The organism is Thiospirochaeta perfilievii (assembly GCF_008329945.1).
Lineage (GTDB): Bacteria > Spirochaetota > Spirochaetia > DSM-2461 > DSM-2461 > Thiospirochaeta > Thiospirochaeta perfilievii.
Genome location: NZ_CP035807.1, coordinates 343,502 through 362,887, shown reverse-complemented (window position 1 = coordinate 362,887; position 19,386 = coordinate 343,502). Strand labels below are relative to the sequence as shown.

Here is a 19,386-nt window from a genome sequence, read left to right as displayed (position 1 = left end):
ATATATATAAGAAGGTTCAAATATTAATATATATAGCTGTTGCATCGTCATGTTGTCGAAGTCTTTTATATTTTTTAAAGCTACTATCATCCTCTTCTAGTGTCCGAATTAATTTGATAATCGATTTTACACCATCTTTATTACATTTATCCATTAACTCATCTACGGTTAACTGTTTATACTTGTTATATATTGCAGAATAACCATCACTCATTAGTATTATGTCCTTAACATCACTAAGTTTAAACTCCTTATAATTCCCATTTTTAATAGCATCTTTTTCATGCTCTAATATGTAGTACCCATTTTTCTCATTTATTCTCATTCTATTTTTTTGTAACTTAACCAGTTCTTCATCGGTGTAACCGTTAAAAGTTATTCTGTTTTTACGCTCTTTGTTATTAAAAATCATATTGATTACTTCTGTATCCATGTCTTCTACACTTTCATCAATTAGTATTTCAATATCACCATATTTATTTCTTACATTTATTTCACAATCACCTAAGCCAAAACACTCTACTATACCGTTATTAATTCTAACAACAACTATAGCGGAAGTGGACCTGTCTAGTTTTGAGAGTTTTTTATAATCCGTATACTGATTAAATTCCCTGTTATAGAGATCCACACCCTCTTCTAAAATAGTCACTATGGTTTTATTAAACTGTTCAATATTTAGGGATAAGTATTTATTCCACCAGTTAACCATCCAAACTATATCACTATAGGCCCCTGTATAATTTGCTTTACTTAAGGATAGGGCTCCATCTAAAACCCAAAAACAGTTTTCTGTTTTTCCATATACATCTTCACTAAACTCTTTATATGTATCTGTAATTGTATCAATTTTCATTCCTACTCCTTAATTTTTAGATAGTTTTCCAATTAGTAAGTTAGCTAAAAGGGTTAGCAGTACAATTAGTGAACCATAGGCCATGGTTAATCCAATTTCATATTCAAATATTCCATTGACCATTGCTATGGATATAGGCCTATTTTGCACTGTGTATAAAAATGCTGAGATTGTATATTCTCCAATACTTCGAATTACAATAAGCATTACACCACTTATAACACCTGGTGTAATTAAAGGTAATATTACTCTTCTAAAGGTCTGTAAGTGGTTAGCTTTAAGACTTTTTGAGGCCTCTATATAGGTATCATTTAAATGTTGCAGAGAGATGGTTGTAGATCTAAACATTAGTGGAATGAGACTAACAAAGTAGGCTAGGGGTAGGAGTATAAATGTCCCTACAAGGATTTTATTGCCACTAAAAACTGTTGGTTTATTAAATGCATTTATCATATTTATAGCAATAGCACTAGATGGTATAGCCCAGGGAAGCATAATTAGTAACTCAATAATAAGTTTAAACTTAGACTTGGTTTTTACAATAATATAGGAAGCGGGGATAGCTACAACTATAGATATAAGTGCTGTTATTAGAGCCATAAAAAGACTATTAATAAATGGGGCTAAGGAACGGGACTTTTGGAATATTCTTATATAATTATCCAGTGAAAACTCCCGTGGATATATATCTATCATCCATGTTCCCGGTTTTACAAAGGATAAAACAACTATAGTAATAACAGGTAGAAGAATAGAGAGTATTAAAAATAGTAATAGGAGTAATAAAAGTCCTCTTAAAAAGTTATTTTTAACTTTATAGGGTTTTATCTTTATGCTTTTTACAGAGGATCTGAATTTTATTTTATTTTCATAATAACGTAACACTCCAAGGTATGTTAAAGAGACTAGGGTTAAAATTACTACTTGAGTAGCTGCTACATCCATAAAGTTATTGGCTTTAGATAGTAGAATCTGGGTTGTCATAACCTTATAACTACCTCCAATAATACTTGGAGCAGAGAAGGATCCAATACCTGTCATAAAGGTTATAATAGCGGATGCTATTAAAGCGGGTTTTGTAAATGGAATAATAATTTTTGTAAATACCTGCCACCTTGTAGAGCCAAGATTTATAGCGGCATCAATAGCACAACGATCTATCTGCTTTATAGCTAAAGAGACGTTCATATAAAAAAAGACATATTGGGTGTAGGCATGGATAAATATTATGCCCTTAAGTCCTAATAGAGCAAAGGGGGGCTTATCCAGTTTAAATAGGGTCTGAACTGATTTGGTTATTATACCACTCTCTCCATATAGCTGCATAAATGCAAAAACTATAATTAGTCCTGGTAAAACTATTGGTAGCATAAGTAGTTTGTCTATTATATTTTTAAAGGGCATATCTATAAAGTTAATTAAAAAAGCTAAGGTAGTCCCAATAACTCCACATACTAAAACCGTTATTAACCCTATTGTTATAGAGTTTTTTAATGCTATTACATAAGCTTTATTAGAAAAAAAATCTATATAATTAACAATGGAGAAACCGTTATCTCCTGTTAAACTTATCTGAAAGGTTTTTAACATGGGAAAGAGTATAAAACTAAATAATACCCATAATAGTATCGATGTAATTACTACTTTTTTCATCTGATTAACGTCTTAATAGATTGGGGAGAGATATATAAAAATATCCTTTCTCCTAGTGTATAGCTACTGTTAAGATTAAGTCTATTTAATGTAACCACTTTGAATTTTATTGATTCAACATTTACTATATACTCTATTACAGCCCCGTTTAGGTTAATTTCTTCTATGAAACCTTCTACTGTATTAGAAAGAGCATCATTATGGTCTTTTATTAAAATATCCTGAGGCCTAATTGCTATATAGCACCCCTTTTGTTGGTTAGGTAGCTTAAGGGTTAATGTTGAGGATATTATTGCTTCACTATTATCTATTGTAGCCTCTATAAGGTTCATCTCACCAATAAAATTAGCAACTAAAGAGTTTACAGGTTCTGCATATATTTCATGGGGTGATCCAACCTGTACACATTGACCCTTATCAAAAACGGCAATTCTATCGGACATTGTTAATGCTTCAGTCTGATCGTGGGTAACAAATATTGTAGTTATACCTAACTTTCTCTGAATCTCCTTTAATTCGGTTCTCATCTTATCCCGTAACCTGGCATCTAGGTTTGATAGAGGTTCATCTAGTAGGAGTAGTTTTGGTTCTAATACAAGGGAACGGGCTAATGCAACCCGTTGCTGTTCTCCTCCTGAGAGTTCAGAAACATCTCTCTTTTCAAACCCTTCTAGATTAACAAGACTTAGATATTTTTTTACTTGAGTCTCTATTTTACACTTTTTTTCATGTCTTATTCTTAAGCCATAGGCTACGTTTTCGAATACATTCATAAAGGGAAACAGTGCATAGTTTTGAAAAACCATACCTATCTCTCTTTTCTCTGCACTTAGGCTTGTAATCTCTCTGTTTTCAAAAATTACAGATCCAACATCAGGGTTAACAAAACCGGCTATAATACGTAAAAGTGTAGTTTTACCACAACCCGAAGGTCCTAAAAATGTAAAGAATTCTCCCTGGTTAATAGAGAGCTTTATATTTTTTAGAACCTGGTGTTGTTCAAATTTTTTATTTATATTCTCGAGATTAAGTATTGCCAATTACTTTGTATCTTTTTTACTATCTTTAATATTTGTATCCCATTGTTGCATCCAAGCTGATTGTTTTCCAGCTAGGTCAGCCCAGTTTACATCCATTGGATTTATTTTAATTTCACCCATCCATTTAGGTGATGTTGCAAGTGCATCAGGGTTTGTAGGCATTCGATTAAATTCTACTGCAAGCATAGATTGTACTTTAGCACTCCCTGCAAAATCGATAAAAGATTTCCCTGCATTAGGGTGTTTAGCATCCTTAATAAGTGCTATACCATCTGTGATTATTGGTGAACCAATTGTAGCATTTACTACTTCTAGGGGTAAGCCATTTTTAACTTTATTATCGATTATAGAGTTAAGTGTTGCAAAACTAACACTCGCTTCCTTTCTTCCTAATGCTTGAAACATTAAAGAACCACTTCCGTAATATTTTTTAGTATTTTGGTCCATGGCCTTCATAAAGTCCCAACCTGATGCTAGATCCCCATCCATTTCAAATTGTTGTAAAAGAGCTGAATAAGTTGCTCTTGCAGAGGATGATAATGCGTTTCTAAATACAAGTTGATCTTTAAAAATATCCTTTGTAAGATCAGCCCAATCTGTAGGTGCATCAGCCTTTGTTATTACATCACTATTGTAAAATAACATAACAGGTGTTTGAATAGTTCCAAACCAGTAGTTCTCACTGTCTTTAAATAGGGGATCTAGTTTATTGCCCCATGTAGGTTCATAGGCATCGAATATCCCTTCTTCCCTTAATTCCATAAATATAGATGAAGCTCCACCAAACATAACATCCGATTGAGGGTTCTCTTTTTCTGCACGGATTCTGTCGGCTAATTCACCTTTTAAATTGATAAATTCAACTTTAATTCCTGTCTCTTCTTCAAAGGCTTCTGCGACTAGTTCCAACATTGCTTCTCCATGTGTAGAGTAAACAACTACCTTATCTTCCATTGATTCTTTTTTCTTTTTACCTGAGTCACAGGCTACTAATAAGAGCATTACAACTAATAGAGTAATAATACTAAGTATTTTTTTTGAATTCATTTTTTCTTCTCCAATTATTAGTTCTATTATTTACAAAATATTCACCTAATAAACAAGTCTATATAACTTTATTTCATATAAGACTTATGCGTATAAATATTTTTTATATGATGATTTCTAAATTGCCTTTATATTTTTCTGCAGTGAGGTATTCTAATACTACTGGTCAGAAAACCCACATCTAGCAACTCCTACTAACAGGGTTAAGAGGAAGAATTTGCAATTTTTTTTGTTTTATATCGTTCTCTGTACTCTCTAGGACTTAACTCTGTTTTATTTTTAAAGGTTTTACTAAAATGAAATTCATCAGAAAAACCGAGTTGTAAAGCAATATCTTTATTTAAAATTTTAGAACTAGTTAACATATAACAAGCAGCATCAATTTTTAGTCTTAAAAAATATTCCATAGCAGAAAATCCAGTTCTAACCTTAAATAATTTTGTTAATTTAGATGGTGTAATATTAAAGAATGAAGAGAAATCTTCAAGTTTCATTTTTTTATCTATATGGTTTCCCATATATCTAATTATTTCAGTTAATATATCTTTTGAATAAGCTACCTTAGTATTTGAGTTAGGTATGATAAGTTCTCCAAGAATTGAAATTATCCCGTACCATGCTGAATCATAAGCCTCTTTTGTATTTAATGATACTAATAGTTTTAACCTGTCAAACTCATATCTTCTAGATTTATGAAGAGTAAAACCTCCAAGGTTTTGACATCGTTTACATACTCTATATAATAACTCTTCAATACCATGGGTATACTTAAGCCTAATAACATGGAAACCTAAACATTTATCAACTTTTATTGAGTGTCTCTCTCCAGGGGGACTTATTAATAGAGTATCAGGTTTTAAGGAGTATAATATATTATCTTTTTTTAATATTCCAGATCCTTTATAAATATAATGAAGCTCGAAAAAATCATCAAAATGTTCAGGATAATCTTTTATTAAAAAACCAAAACCAAACTCAACTTTATTTATACTATGCATTTTCCAATCCTGATAGATATTATACATGCTAATGTTTAAATTTAACATGTAAAGTTCTAAAAGTGGGAATTATACTTTTTCAATGAAATATTTTAGAGAAGAACAGAAGAGAGAATATATTGTAGTTTTTAAAAATAATGAATTCTTACCTTTAATCTGTGATGAAAAAGGTGGAGTTAACTATTGTGTAAAACATCTGTTAGAAGATATAGAAAAAGTAACAGGAGTTAAAGCTGAACTTAACTCAATGTTAGAAAATCCAGAAAATCCATCAATTATTATTGGAACAGTAGGGGAGTCTGATATTATAGACTCTTTAGTAAGTAGTAAAAAGATTGATGGTACACTTTTAACTGGTAAATGGGACACCTTTTTAATAGAAACAGTTAATAATAGTATAATAATTGCTGGTAGTAACAAACGTGGAACCATCTATGGTATATACGATTTTTCTAAGAACTTGGGAGTCTCTCCACTACATTGGCTTGCAGATGTTCCAGCTAAAACAAAGACATCAGTTTTTATGGTTCCTGGTTTGTTCTATTCAGGTGAACCTAAAATTAAATATAGAGCTTTTTTTATTAACGATGAGTATCCTTGTCTTGGTCGTTTTGCAAAAGAAAAATTTGGTGGTTTTAATTCAGATTTTTATAAAAATATTTTTGAACTGCTTTTAAGACTGAAGGGTAATTATCTTTGGCCTGCAATGTGGAATGATTGTTTTTTTGATGATGACCCTAAAAACCATAAGTTAGCAGATATGTTAGGTGTTGTTATGGGAACTTCCCATCATGAACCTATGATGCGTAATTGGAAAGAGTGGGATAGATATGGTGTTGGAGAGTGGCATTTTAAAAATAATAGTCAGATATTAAAAGAATTCTGGACTAATAGTATAAAAAGATCAGAACCAAAAAGTAGCATTATAACAATTGGTATGCGAGGAGATGGTGATGAAGCTCAGGAAGATTATAAACAAGTTGAGAATTTACAAGATACAATAAATGCCCAAAGAGAAATTATTAAGAATGTCACTGGGAAATCACCTAAAGAAGTTCCACAGTTATGGGCTGTATATAAAGAAATTCAAGAGTTATATGATGAAGGATTTAGAGTCCCAGAAGATGTTATTACACTTTTATGTGATGATAACTGGGGAAATTTAAGAAGAATACCTTCTAAGGAAGACTTAAATAGATCTGGTGGTTTTGGTTTATATTATCATTTTGATTATGTTGGTGGACCAAGGAATTATAAATGGATAAATACAAGTCCAATATTAAGATCTTGGCAGCAATTAAATATGGCGTATAAAAATGGAATAGATAAACTATGGATTGTAAATATAGGGGATATAAAACCTTTAGAGTTCCCATTATCATTTTTTATGGATCTAGCATGGAACCCAGAATATTTTTCTCTCTCTGATGTAGAAAATTATACTGAGAACTGGGCTAAAGAGCAGTTTGATTCTGTGTTTTCTAAAGATATAGCAGATATTATTTCTAAATATACAAAGCTAAATTCTAGAAGAAAACCAGAACTTCTTGATCAAAATACTTATAGTCTCACTAACTATAGAGAGTCTGAAGTAGTAATGAATGCCTACAACACATTACTTGATAAAGTAAATGATATAAAAAATAAAATTACAAAAGAGTATCATGCCGCTTTTTTTGAATTAGTAGAATACCCAGTAATAGCATGTACAAATCTGCTAAATTTATACAGAAAAACTTCCTTAAATAGATTATATAAAAAACAAAAAAGAAGTTTAACAAACAAAATGTCTGAGGATGTTCAAATATGTTTTGATTATGATGCAGAAATTACAAATAGATATAATACTCTTCTAGGTGGTAAATGGAATCATATAGCTAACCAGACTCATATAGGTTACACATATTGGCAACAACCAGAAGTTAATGTAATTCCCGAGACCTTTAAAATAGAAACTCCTCAAAAACCTGAAATGGGTATAGCAGTAGAGATGTCTAAGAGATCATGGAGTGATAATGATACTATAGATAATTTTCCTATTTTTTATAGATATGGACAAAAGGACTATTATTTTGAAATTTTTAATATGGGTAAAGAATCTTTTAAATATAATATAGAAATATCAGATGAGTTTATAGAAATTAGTAATACATCTGGATTCATAGTAGAACAAGAGAAAATTATAGTTACAATTGACTGGAATAAAGTTAAAGATATTAAGGGTTCTGGTTCAATTAAGATTATTGGAGATGAAGGTAGTCAAATTACTATATATATTACTGCTGTAAATCAATTCTTACCAGAATACATTCCTACTAAAACTTATATAGAATCTGATGGTTATATCTCTATTAATCCTGAAAACTTCGTTAATAATTTCTCAAGTAAAGAGTATAAATGGTCTACTATACCTAATCTTGGAAATTTTGATTCAGCACTAACAATTTCTCCTGCAGTTTTACCTTCTTCAAAAGATGAATTAGGTAGAGCATATACAGAGTATAGTGTGTTAACACAGAGTAGTGGTAAATATTATGTTGAAATACATATAGCTCCAGTAAATGACTTTATTGCTAATGAAGATTTAAAAGTTGGTTTTTCTATAGATGATAAAGATATAGATAGTATTAGTGTTCATTCTGATTATGACTGGAATAAAGCTGTTGCTGATAATATTTGGAAACTTAAAACTACAGTACAAGTTGAAAAAGAAGGACTACATCTATTTAAGTTACATATGAAAAATATAGGTATAGTTGTAGAAAAAATAGTGATTTATCAAAATGATATTTCAGAATCATACCTTGGACCAAAAGAGAGTTATTTATGGCAATAAACAATATAGAAAACAGTTACGAACAGGTTTGGTTAGAGTATAAACTAGACAAAGATAGTAGTTATAAAAGATTCTTTTCTAATTATTATATAAATTTTTCCGGTGATATATCTAATAATATAATTAAAGAGTTAGCTTTATTTACCAACAAAAAATTTGGTTATAATATTACAGAATGTAAAAGTATAAAGGACTCTACATTAATACTTAAATTAGTAAGTGACAAAACACTTGGTGATGAAGGGTTTGATTTTTCATTAACCAAAACACAGGTTATTATTAAAGCTAATAATGCTGTTGGAGTATTATATGGAGTATTTCATATAATTAGAGATGTTAACTGCAATTCTACTATTTTAGAGTATAATTTTAAAAGTATTCCACAAAATCCATTAAGAATATTAAACCACTGGGATAATATGAGTGGTGAAATAGAGCGTGGGTATTCTGGTAAATCTTTCTTTTTTAAAGACGGTGAAATTATAATAAATGAACGGATAAAAGATTATGCCCGTATAATTGCTTCAGTTGGAATAAATACAATTAATATTAATAATGTTAATGTCTACGATGCCCATAAACTAATTACAGAAGAGTATTTAGAAAAACTCAATACTTTAACAGATATATTTAAAGGTTACGGTATAAAACTATTTATTAGTGTCTCTTTTGCTTCTCCAATGGTTATAGGAGGTCTTAATAGTGCTGATCCCCTGAATAAAGATGTTATTACCTGGTGGAAAGATCGATGCCGGTTAATATACAAAATGGTTCCAGAACTTGGTGGGTTTTTAATAAAAGCTGACTCAGAAGGTCGACCAGGGCCATTTACATATGGACGAACCCATGCTGATGGAGCAAATATGCTTGCAGAATGTATAGATGAGTTTAATGGAATTATTATATGGAGATGTTTTGTATATAATTGTCAACAGGATTGGAGAGACACAAAAACCGATAGAGCTAGATCTGGATACGATAACTTCAAACCTTTAGATGGTAAGTTTAAAGATAATGTAATTTTACAAATTAAAAATGGACCTATGGATTTCCAAGTAAGGGAACCTGTCTCTCCACTATTTGGTGGTTTAGAAAATACTAATCAACTCCTTGAAGTACAAATAGCCCAGGAGTATACAGGACAACAAAAACATGTATGTTATTTAATACCAATGTTTAAAGAGATACTAGATTTTAATACATATTGTAACAGTAAATATGGAAAGGTCTCTGATATTATATCTGGTAAAACCTTTAATAAAACAAATACTGGAATAGTAGCAGTTACAAATACAGGTGATGATCAAAATTGGACTGGGCATGATCTTGCAGGGGCAAATTTATACGGTTTTGCAAGATTGGCATGGGATACAACTCTAACTGCTAACCAGATTGCAGAGGAGTGGATAAAACAGACATTTAATAACAATAAAAAAGTTGTGGATATCGTTTCTGGAATTCTTCTTAATTCATGGGAGAGTTATGAAAAATATAATGCTCCTCTTGGTATAGGTTGGATGGTAAACCCAAATAACCACTTTGGTCCAAATGTTGATGGATATGAGTATGATAGATGGGGAACATACCATAGAGCTGACCATTTAGGTGTTGGTATCGATAGGACTAAAACTGGAACTGGTTTTACTCTTCAGTTTTATAAAAAGAATGAAGAGCTATTTTCAAATATTAAAACTTGTCCGGATGAGCTAAAACTTTTTTTCCATAGGTTAGATTACAACTTTGTTTTAGATTCAGGTAAAACTATCATTCAACACATATACGACTCTCATTTTGATGGTGTAGAAGATGTAGAGTCTTTTCTTAAAAATTGGAAGAATTTAAAGGCTTTAATTGATAATAAAAGTTACAAAAGAGTATTGGATAGACTTAAGTTCCAATTAACTCATGCGAAGGAGTGGAGGGATGTAATTAATACATACTTCTATAGGAAATCATCTATTTCTGATAAAAAAGGGAGGTATATTTATTAACTATAAGAAAAGCTTATTATTCCTAATATTATAACCTTATTGAATAATTACAAAAAGAAATTTTATATAAATAACTTTGGAGGAAGTATGTTAAAAAAGAATATTATTATAGGTTTATTTGTTTTATTGTTTGTTTTATTTTTCTCATGTAAAACTATTGAAAATGAGTCACAGTATAAAGGAAAAACATTATTACACACTATTTATCCTGACTTTCAATTAGGGGTTGCCATTAATAACTCTTCGTATTTTGAAAGTTCAAGCGAGTATAATTCTCTACTAAAACACTTTAATAGTTTTGTTTTTGAGAATTCAATGAAGATGGATGCAATGCAACCTTCAGAGGGTGAATTTAATTTTAATAATGCTAAAAAAATGATTAAATTTGCAAAGGATAATGATTCTGTGGTTAGAGGTCATACTCTTTTATGGCATAGTCAGTATCCTTATTGGTTTTTTACTGATAAAAGTGGAAAGAAAGTAGATAAAGATACACTGTTAAAACGGATTGAAACACACATCAAAACAATAGCTGGTGAACTTAAAGGTGATATTAATACATGGGATGTTGTAAATGAAGTTTTAGCTGAAAATGGAACCCTTCGCGAGTCTCAATACTATGATATTATTGGTAGTGATGAATATATAGAAATGGCTTTTAGATGGGCTAGAGAGTCTGATCCAAAAGCTAAATTATTTATTAACGACTATGGTATAAGCCGTAAAGGTCCCAAACAAGATGGGTTATATAACCTTGTAAAAAGTATGCTTGATAGAGGTGTTCCTATTGATGGAGTTGGTTTCCAAACTCATATTAATTTAAATTATCCATCTGTTGAGGATATTAGAAAATCTATTAAACGATTTGCAGCATTAGGCCTTGATGTACAAATAACAGAGTTAGATATATCTGTATATAAAAGCGATAATGAACCTAAAAAGGAGATTACTGAAGAGATCCTATTAGAGCAGGCATATAGATATAAGTCTCTATTTGATATGTTTAAAGAAGAAGCTGCTTTAGGTAACTTATCCAATGTAACAATTTGGGGATTAACTGATGATAAAAGTTGGTTGAATGATTTTCCAGTAAAAGGTAGAGAGAATGCTCCTTTATTCTTTGATGGTAACCTTAAAGAGAAAACTGTATATACAGCACTTGTTAATCCTGAGGAGTTAAACCCATTACATGTAAAGGAAGTAACCCTTAGAAAAAATATAAGAGCTACAGAAGCACTCTCTGGAACAGTTAACATTGACGGTTTAATAGATGAACAATGGGACTTAATTAAACCTGTTCCTATTACTGTAAAAACAGAAGGAACGTGTGATGAGGGTTCAAATTTTAAAACATTATGGGATAATAACTACCTTTATGTATTAGTAAGTGTTGTTGATTCTGTACTAAACGATGGTTCAGAAAACCCTTGGGAACATGATTCTATTGAGATATTTATTGATGAAAATAATGGAAAAACAGATGTTTATGAGTCGGATGATGCCCAATATAGGGTTAGCTATAATAATTTAATTACTTTTAATAGTGGAGATTCTAAAGGGTTTAAAGCTGTAGCAAAAACAACAGAGAGTGGTTATATAGCTGAAGTGGCAATTCCTATGACTTCAATATCTCTTAGAAAAGATCTAGTAATGGGATTTGATATACAAATTAATAACTCTGATGCAAATGGTGTAAGAGTTGGAGTTATTAACTGGGAAAATAGTTCAAATATGGGATACCAGGATACTTCTGGATTTGGATTATTAAAATTAAAGTAATTAAAAAAAACTGTATTCAGAGAAAATATCTGAATACAGAGTTTTTTTTCTGTTGTCATATAAAATCATGTGATAAAGTTTATGGTAGAAACTTATTATTTAATTTTAAATTTTGGTATTTAAGTTAAACATAATTTAGGTGGGGATAATATGATTAGAATCATTGATGATTATAGTATAAGAAAAAAGTTTTTTCTTCTTTATATTTTATGTGTTCTTCTACCTATAGTTATTACAGATAGTATAGTTATCTACGATGTTCTTCGTACAGAGAGAGATATTATAGAACGTAAAATGGGCAATATTGCTAATGCAGTAGAGTATAATTTTAAAAATAATATCAACAGAGCTTCAGAAATTGCTAGAAGTGTTTATATTAATAAATATATTGATGAATTTCTTGATAGACAATTTCTGAATCCACTGGACTTTTTTATCAACTATCAGAATTTCTTTAGAGATACTTTGTTAGACAGTATTGTTGGTATAGATAATACTATTATAACACTCTATTCAGATAATGATTCAATAGTAAATGGTAATGAGTTTAAAAGAATTGAAGTAGCAAAAAGTAAACCCTGGTATAACTATTTACAAGAATCAGGTTTAGATAAAATAGTTTATTTATATTTTGACAAGAGTATTAGTCCTGCAATAGATGCAAAAAGAAAAATTATTTTTATACAGAAATTAAACTATTACAAATATTTAAAAAGAGAAAAACTCGTAAAAGTTGAACTGGATTATAGTTCAATTTCAAGAAACCTAACTAAGATGAGTTATGGGGCAACAGTATATATCTGTAGAGATAGTTATATCCTTTTATCTAATGGTAAATATGGAGATATAGGGAAAGATTTTGAAGCGTTAACAGATGAAATTGGATACACCCAAAAAATAAATTTATTTGGAATGGATTTTGATATAGTTATTCTTAAACCAAAACATGAAATTACTAAATCTTTAGTCAAAAATATTCAGCTGATAATTATTCTAATACTTATAAATACAGTACTACCATATATTCTTGTTACTATGTTTAATAAATCATTTACGGAACGTATTACTAAACTAAGTGAAGTTTTTAAAAATGTAGATAAAGAAGAGTTACTAAAAATTAAAGATGTTCATGGAAAAGATGAGATTGGTAGTTTGATGAAAAAATATAATAGAATGGCAGATAGAATCAATTCACTTATTCAAATTGTATATAAAAATAAAATACATGAACAGGAAATAACAGTTGCAAGGCAAAATGCAGAACTATTAGCACTACATAGTCAGATTAATCCTCACTTTTTATATAATGTCCTTGAGAGTATTAGGATGCATAGTATTGTTAAAGAAGAATTTGAAACTGCTAATATGATTGAAAAATTATCTGTAATTCAGCGGCAGAATGTAGAGTGGGGTAATGATTTTATTGAAATTTATAAAGAGATGGAATTTGTCAAAGCTTATCTAGGGTTGCAAAAACATAGGTTCGGTGATCGTATCTCTTACGAATTACAGGTTGATGACAAGTGTTTATTTTACAAAATTCCAAAACTTTCAATTGTAACCTTTATAGAGAATGCATGTATTCATGGAATCGAAAGCAAAATGACCCCAGGATGGATATTTGTGCGTATTTATCAAGAAGATGAAGTTGTATGTTTGGATATTGAAGATACTGGCGCTGGTATGAGTGAATCAATGATGTCTGAAATGTTAAATAAAATGAGAAATGCAAATATAGAAATGTTAAAAAGTAATAGTAGAGTCGGTATTGTAAATGCATGTCTGAGAATCAATATGATTTCAGGTAACAGTGCTCTATATGAGTTAGATGGAGAAGAGGGAAGTGGTTTTATTGTTCATATAAAAATTCCCCATGTTAATTTAAAATGAAAGGAGGCCATATGTTAAAAGTACTACTTGTGGATGATGAACCCATGATACTAAAAGGGTTACAAGTTTTAATTGATTGGAACAAGGTAGGTTTTGAAATTGCTGCCACCGTCAACAATGTTATAGATGCGTTAAATTATTTGTACAAAAATAGAGTTGATTTAATTATTTCAGATATTCAAATGCCAAAATTATCAGGATTAGATCTTATGGAAAAGGTTAAAAAAGAGAATATTTCAGATGCACATTTTGTACTGCTTAGTGGTCATGCAGATTTTGATTTTGCACAAAGAGCAATACGATATAATTGTATAGATTATATACTAAAACCAATAAATAAAGAGAATCTGATAAAAGTTCTTTCTAAAATTTCAAAAATAAATGAGGAAATTGAATACAAAACTGAAGTAGATTTAAAAATGGGAAGAGCATACCTTGCAAGAAATATAATAGCCCTAATCTCTGGAAAATATGATAATGAAAATTTGAAATATATAAAATCACATATGAAATTATCAGTAGGCGTTCGTTATATTGATATTGAACTTGATACATCTAGTATAATTGAGAAAATTTCATGTGATAAAAAAAGAGAGTTTCAAAAAAAACTATTTCAAACTTGTATTGAATACAATAAAAATGATGAATCTCATTGCATTTTTGATGTATCACGACTTGAAAATATTTATGATATAGGTTTTATCTTCTGTGATTATATGGCAGAGGAAAAGAAATGCAGCGAAGAAGAGTATCTAAAATCCTTTTTTAACTACTTAAAAAATAAAATAGATTTACCAGTAAATTTTTTAGTTGGAAAAAAAGTAAAAGATATTAGTTGTTTATCCAAATCATATGACACAATAAGTCTTCTAAGAACCTTTAAAGGTTTTAGAAGTAAAAAAGATATATATTATCACGAAAAAGAATCTCAACCAGTAAGTTCTGGTGTTAATTTATTATGTAAGAAAAGTATAGATGAACTTTTAAAAAATATTGAACATAATGATCATGCAAAAATTGTACAGTGTGTGAAAACTCTTTACCAAAAGATGCAGTCTATAGGTGCTATTGGGGAGGTAATGAGTTTAAATATAAATTATCTGTTATTTCAACTTATTCATTTAGCAATAATTCAAGATAATAGCGTTAATCAGAAAGAGATATTTAGACTAATTAGTGAGAGCTCTATAGAAGAGGGAATAGCACGTGGTAGTAAAGCTCATTTAGCAGATTTCTCATGTAAATATAGTGATTATCTTACGCAATTAAGAAGAAACTGTTCTAAAGGTGTTCTTGGTAGTATCGAAAAAGATATTCGGGATAATTTTAATAAAAATATAACATTAAAAGAGTTAAGTGAAAAATATTATGTAAATACAGCCTATCTTGGACAGAAATTCAGAAAAAAACATGGCTGTTCTTTTAAAGATTATCTCAATAATTTTAGAATTGAACAAGCTGCTATTTTATTATTAAGAACAGACGATAAAATTTACAAAATAGCAGAAGATGTTGGTTATCATAATCAGGATTATTTTATTAGAAGATTCATTGCTATAAAAAATTGTACACCTACAACATATAGAAAAAATACCTGTTCTATTAATGTATAAACTATAGTTTGCCATGGTTTCTCATATAATTACTATGGTTGTGGTATTGGATATAGGGTTTAAACTAAATCAAAATCTAAACAAGAGGTCTTAAATGAGAAAAAAAAGAATTGTAAGTTATTTGTTTGTCATTGCTTTAGTTATTGTTTTAGCAACTGGGTGTTCAAAAGAAAAAAGCAATGCTAAAGATGGTGGTCCTAAAGAATTTTCTGCATTTTTTGCAGTACCAGGTTCTGAAATAAATGATGATAATGTTATTCAGAAAGTGATTGCAGAAAAAACAGGTGTCACTGTAAAAGAAGTATGGTTAACAGGTCAAACAGCTGAAGAGGCTGTAGGGACATTTATTGCCGGGGGAGAATATCCTGACCTAATTGATGGTGGAAATGGTTCTAAGCAGCTATATGAAGCAGGTGCTTTAGTTGCACTTGATGACTATATTGATAAATATCCTAATATTAAAGCGTTCTTTACTGAACAACAATGGGATGCTTTAAAACAAGATGACGGTAAAATTTACTGGATTCCTCAGTTTAGTAACATTAAAGGTGAAGAGAAAACTTGTACTCACAATGGTGAAGCTTTCTGGATTCAAACAAGAGTCTTAAAATGGGCTGATTATCCTACTGTTAGAACAATGGATCAGTACTTTGACTTAATTGAAGCTTATTATGCTGCTAATCCTACAATGCCAGATGGAACAGAGAATATTCCATACACAATATTATGTGATGACTGGAGATATTTTTGCCTAGAAAATGCACCTCAATTCCTTGATGGTTATCCAAACGATGGAGCCTGTATTGTTGACCCTGTAACTTTGGAAGTTATTGACTACAATACTACAGATACTGCTATAGCTTATTTTAAAAAACTAAACGAAGAGTATAAAAAAGGTATAGTAGATCCTGAATCATTCACTCAAACATACGATGAATATATTGCAAAAGTTTCTACAGGAAGAGTTTTAGGTATGATCGATCAATGGTGGGATTTTGCCTACACAGCTGGTGAGGCAATTAAACAAGCTGGGTTAGATGAGATTGGATGTGAATATGTTCCTCTGCCAATTACTATCAGTGAAGATATTGAAAATCAGTGGCACTGTTCTGGTGAAGAGTTAAATGTTGCTAGTGGTATTGCAATTACAACTGATTGTGATGATATTGAAGCAGCACTGTCTTTTATTGATGCTCTATTAACTCAAGAGATACATGACTTAAGATTCTGGGGAATAGAGGGTGAAAACTACTTTGTAGATGATAAGGGTGAATATAGAAGAACTCAAGAGATGAGAGATAAAGGAACAGATACTTCATATAAAGCAGCTCATACATGTACGTATTCATACTTTCCTCAATACAACGGAACTAGTGATGATGGAATCAATGCTAATAAACCTGAAGGTCAAGGTAGTGAGTTCTATGATGGTTTAAGCGATAACTTAAAAGAAACTTTAGCTGCATATGATGCAGAAACTTATATAGATATGATCGGAGTATCTGAACCTCCAGGTCCTTGGTATCCTGTATGGTCTTTTGCGGGAACGTTAACAACAGGAACAGAAGGTGGTTTTGCTAATACTAAGATTACAGAAATTAAACATGAGTATCTTCCAAGAGTTGTAATGGCTAAAAACTTTGACACAGCATGGGACGAGTATATGAATGTATATGAAGCAGCTAATCCTGAAGCATTCATTAATGAACTACAAGTGGAAGTACTTAGAAGAGTAGAAGAAGCTAAGAAATTTCAATAATCTTTAAGATTCAAATCTAAAGAAAGAGGCTGATTAATTTCAGCCTTGTTAAGGAGCGATTAAATGTTTTTAACTAATGTTAAAAATAGTGGGAATACTATACAGCCGAAATTTAATATACCCTGGAATGATATAAAGCGGCAGAGAATACTTTTAATATGGACCGCAATTATAGTTATATATGGAGTAATATTTTATTATTTACCACTAGTAGGTTGGCTTACAGCGTTTGAAGATTATAAACCTAAAGACGGTATTTTCCATTCATCTTTTATAGGTCTAAAAAAGTTTAAGATGTTATTTTCGGATCAAACATTTATACGTGTTATTAGAAATACTCTTGCAATGGGAATTTTAAACCTTGTTTCAACCTTTTTTATGGCTATTGTCTTTGCAATATTACTTAATGAGATGATGTTTAAGGGCTATAAGAAACTTGTACAAACCATTTCATATTTACCCCATTTCCTTTCATGGATTATCGTAACAGGAATACTACATGATGCATTGTCAGGAAGTGGAATTATAAACGAGTTACTTGTTAAGTTTAATATAATAGATTCACCAATTAACTTTTTTGCACATCGTGTATATTTCTGGCCAATAGTTGCATTTGCAAATGTTTGGAAGGAGACTGGATGGAATGCAATTATTTATTTAGCAGCAATAACTGCTATTGACCCTAATTTATATGAAGCAGCTATGATTGATGGTGCAGGAAGATGGACTAGAATTAAGCATGTTACTCTACCAGGTATAAGACCAACAATAATCATTCTACTTTTAATTAATGTAGGAAACATATTAAATGCTGGATTTGAGATCCAATATTTATTAGGTAATGGGTTGATTCAAAGTGTATCTCAAACTATTGATATCTATGTTCTAAAATGGGGTATTAGTCAGGGTGATTATGCCCTAGGTACAGCTGCAGGAATCTTTAAAAGTCTAGTAAGTATAATTTTAATCATTATAGTTAATAAAATAGCAAAACATAATGATCAAGAAAGTTTGTTCTAAGGAGATATCAATTATGATAAATTTAAAAAAAACATCAACTGCTGATATGTTATTTAGAACCTTTAATGGGCTCTTTATGATTAGTTTTGTTGTTATCACTCTATACCCTATAATTAATACGTTGGCAATATCATTAAATGATGGTACAGATGCATTACGTGGAGGAATCTATCTGTTCCCAAGAAGATTTTCTCTTAAAAACTATATTACTGTATTACAGAAACAGAACTTAATTACAGGAGCGTATATAACCGTATCTAGAACAGTTCTTGGTACTCTTTTATCGGTGGTATCAAATGCTATTCTTGCATTTATTGTTAGTAGAAAAGGATTTTTATTAAAGAAACAACTATCTATTTTTTGGGTTGTTACAATGTATGTAAATGGTGGTTTAATACCAACATTTCTTTTGTACAAAGGTCTAGGTTTAACAAATAGTTTTGGCGTATATGTAATTCCTGGAATGTTAAGCGCTTTTAACATGCTTGTTATTAGAACATATATGAATGGTATACCTGATAGTTTAGAAGAGTCTGCACAATTAGATGGTGCTGGATATACAACAATATTCTTACGTATAATTGCGCCACTATGTACCCCTGTATTTGCTACAATAGCACTTTTTGTTGCTGTAGGACAGTGGAACTCATGGTTTGATGCAATGCTTTTTAATAGAATGAGTCATGACCTTACAACTTTACAATATGAACTTATGAAACTTTTATCTTCAGTTACTAACCAAAGTACATCTATAGAATCAATGAAAAATAATTCAGGTTCAGTTACACCTACTTCAGTTAGAGCTGCAGCAACTATGATTACTATGCTTCCTATTATTTGTGTTTACCCATTTCTTCAACGTTACTTTGTAACTGGTTTAACACTTGGTGGAGTTAAAGAGTAA

At 30.4% G+C, this 19,386-nt stretch carries 13 protein-coding genes; 8 read left to right on the top strand and 5 right to left on the bottom strand.

Going from position 1 to position 19,386, the window contains the following annotated elements; genetic code table 11:
- Nucleotides 1-16 precede the first annotated feature (16 nt).
- The 5 genes from EW093_RS01615 to EW093_RS01595 form a co-directional block, all read right to left on the bottom strand.
- Complete coding sequence (locus tag EW093_RS01615) at nucleotides 17-856, bottom strand: protein phosphatase 2C domain-containing protein (protein ID WP_149566712.1); 840 nt, start codon at nucleotides 854-856, stop codon at nucleotides 17-19.
- Nucleotides 857-865: 9 nt separating this feature from the next.
- The gene (locus tag EW093_RS01610; protein WP_149566711.1) at nucleotides 866-2,509 is read right to left on the bottom strand and encodes an ABC transporter permease; all 1,644 of its coding nucleotides are present in this window, start codon (nucleotides 2,507-2,509) and stop codon (nucleotides 866-868) included.
- On the bottom strand, nucleotides 2,506-3,549 hold the full coding sequence (locus EW093_RS01605) for an ABC transporter ATP-binding protein (protein ID WP_149566710.1): 1,044 nt from the start codon (nucleotides 3,547-3,549) through the stop codon (nucleotides 2,506-2,508). Before EW093_RS01605 ends, EW093_RS01610 begins: the two co-directional genes overlap by 4 nt.
- Nucleotides 3,550-4,596, bottom strand: coding sequence for an extracellular solute-binding protein (locus tag EW093_RS01600; RefSeq protein ID WP_149566709.1), 1,047 nt, complete (start codon nucleotides 4,594-4,596; stop codon nucleotides 3,550-3,552).
- Nucleotides 4,597-4,799: 203 nt separating this feature from the next.
- Nucleotides 4,800-5,594 carry an AraC family transcriptional regulator gene (locus EW093_RS01595; protein ID WP_187759782.1) on the bottom strand — a complete coding sequence of 265 codons (795 nt, stop codon included), beginning with the start codon at nucleotides 5,592-5,594 and terminating at the stop codon, nucleotides 4,800-4,802.
- A gap of 82 nt (nucleotides 5,595-5,676) precedes the next feature.
- On the opposite strand from EW093_RS01595, the gene EW093_RS01590 reads away from it, so the two are divergent.
- The 8 genes from EW093_RS01590 (at nucleotide 5,677) to EW093_RS01555 (ending at nucleotide 19,386) form a co-directional block, all read left to right on the top strand.
- Nucleotides 5,677-8,430, top strand: coding sequence for a glycosyl hydrolase 115 family protein (locus EW093_RS01590; protein WP_149566707.1), 2,754 nt, complete (start codon nucleotides 5,677-5,679; stop codon nucleotides 8,428-8,430).
- The gene (locus tag EW093_RS01585; RefSeq protein WP_149566706.1) at nucleotides 8,421-10,421 is read left to right on the top strand and encodes an alpha-glucuronidase; all 2,001 of its coding nucleotides are present in this window, start codon (nucleotides 8,421-8,423) and stop codon (nucleotides 10,419-10,421) included. Before EW093_RS01590 ends, EW093_RS01585 begins: the two co-directional genes overlap by 10 nt.
- An 87-nt stretch (nucleotides 10,422-10,508) precedes the next feature.
- Nucleotides 10,509-12,200, top strand: a complete 1,692-nt coding sequence (locus EW093_RS01580; RefSeq protein WP_149566705.1) for an endo-1,4-beta-xylanase — start codon at nucleotides 10,509-10,511, stop codon at nucleotides 12,198-12,200.
- Nucleotides 12,201-12,350: 150 nt separating this feature from the next.
- Entirely contained in the window at nucleotides 12,351-14,090 is a 1,740-nt protein-coding gene (locus tag EW093_RS01575; protein WP_149566704.1) for a sensor histidine kinase, read from the top strand.
- Between the two features lie 11 nt (nucleotides 14,091-14,101).
- Nucleotides 14,102-15,703: a response regulator transcription factor gene (locus EW093_RS01570; RefSeq protein WP_149566703.1), complete on the top strand. Its 1,602-nt coding sequence runs from the start codon at nucleotides 14,102-14,104 to the stop codon at nucleotides 15,701-15,703.
- A gap of 94 nt (nucleotides 15,704-15,797) precedes the next feature.
- The gene (locus tag EW093_RS01565; protein ID WP_149566702.1) at nucleotides 15,798-17,462 is read left to right on the top strand and encodes a type 2 periplasmic-binding domain-containing protein; all 1,665 of its coding nucleotides are present in this window, start codon (nucleotides 15,798-15,800) and stop codon (nucleotides 17,460-17,462) included.
- Nucleotides 17,463-17,525: 63 nt separating this feature from the next.
- Nucleotides 17,526-18,482 (top strand): ABC transporter permease, encoded by a 957-nt coding sequence (locus tag EW093_RS01560; RefSeq protein WP_149566701.1) that lies wholly within the window; start codon nucleotides 17,526-17,528, stop codon nucleotides 18,480-18,482.
- Nucleotides 18,483-18,495: 13 nt separating this feature from the next.
- Nucleotides 18,496-19,386 carry a carbohydrate ABC transporter permease gene (locus EW093_RS01555; protein WP_149566700.1) on the top strand — a complete coding sequence of 297 codons (891 nt, stop codon included), beginning with the start codon at nucleotides 18,496-18,498 and terminating at the stop codon, nucleotides 19,384-19,386.

Bases quoted from the DNA above. Each gene is read 5' to 3' on its own strand.
- EW093_RS01615 (WP_149566712.1), bottom strand. From the start codon at position 856: ATGAAAATTGATACAATTACAGATACATATAAAGAGTTTAGTGAAGAT.
- EW093_RS01610 (WP_149566711.1), bottom strand. From the start codon at position 2,509: ATGAAAAAAGTAGTAATTACATCGATACTATTATGGGTATTATTTAGT.
- EW093_RS01600 (WP_149566709.1), bottom strand. From the start codon at position 4,596: ATGAATTCAAAAAAAATACTTAGTATTATTACTCTATTAGTTGTAATG.
- EW093_RS01595 (WP_187759782.1), bottom strand. From the start codon at position 5,594: ATGCATAGTATAAATAAAGTTGAGTTTGGTTTTGGTTTTTTAATAAAA.
- EW093_RS01590 (WP_149566707.1), top strand. From the start codon at position 5,677: ATGAAATATTTTAGAGAAGAACAGAAGAGAGAATATATTGTAGTTTTT.
- EW093_RS01585 (WP_149566706.1), top strand. From the start codon at position 8,421: ATGGCAATAAACAATATAGAAAACAGTTACGAACAGGTTTGGTTAGAG.
- EW093_RS01580 (WP_149566705.1), top strand. From the start codon at position 10,509: ATGTTAAAAAAGAATATTATTATAGGTTTATTTGTTTTATTGTTTGTT.
- EW093_RS01575 (WP_149566704.1), top strand. From the start codon at position 12,351: ATGATTAGAATCATTGATGATTATAGTATAAGAAAAAAGTTTTTTCTT.
- EW093_RS01570 (WP_149566703.1), top strand. From the start codon at position 14,102: ATGTTAAAAGTACTACTTGTGGATGATGAACCCATGATACTAAAAGGG.
- EW093_RS01565 (WP_149566702.1), top strand. From the start codon at position 15,798: ATGAGAAAAAAAAGAATTGTAAGTTATTTGTTTGTCATTGCTTTAGTT.
- EW093_RS01560 (WP_149566701.1), top strand. From the start codon at position 17,526: ATGTTTTTAACTAATGTTAAAAATAGTGGGAATACTATACAGCCGAAA.
- EW093_RS01555 (WP_149566700.1), top strand. From the start codon at position 18,496: ATGATAAATTTAAAAAAAACATCAACTGCTGATATGTTATTTAGAACC.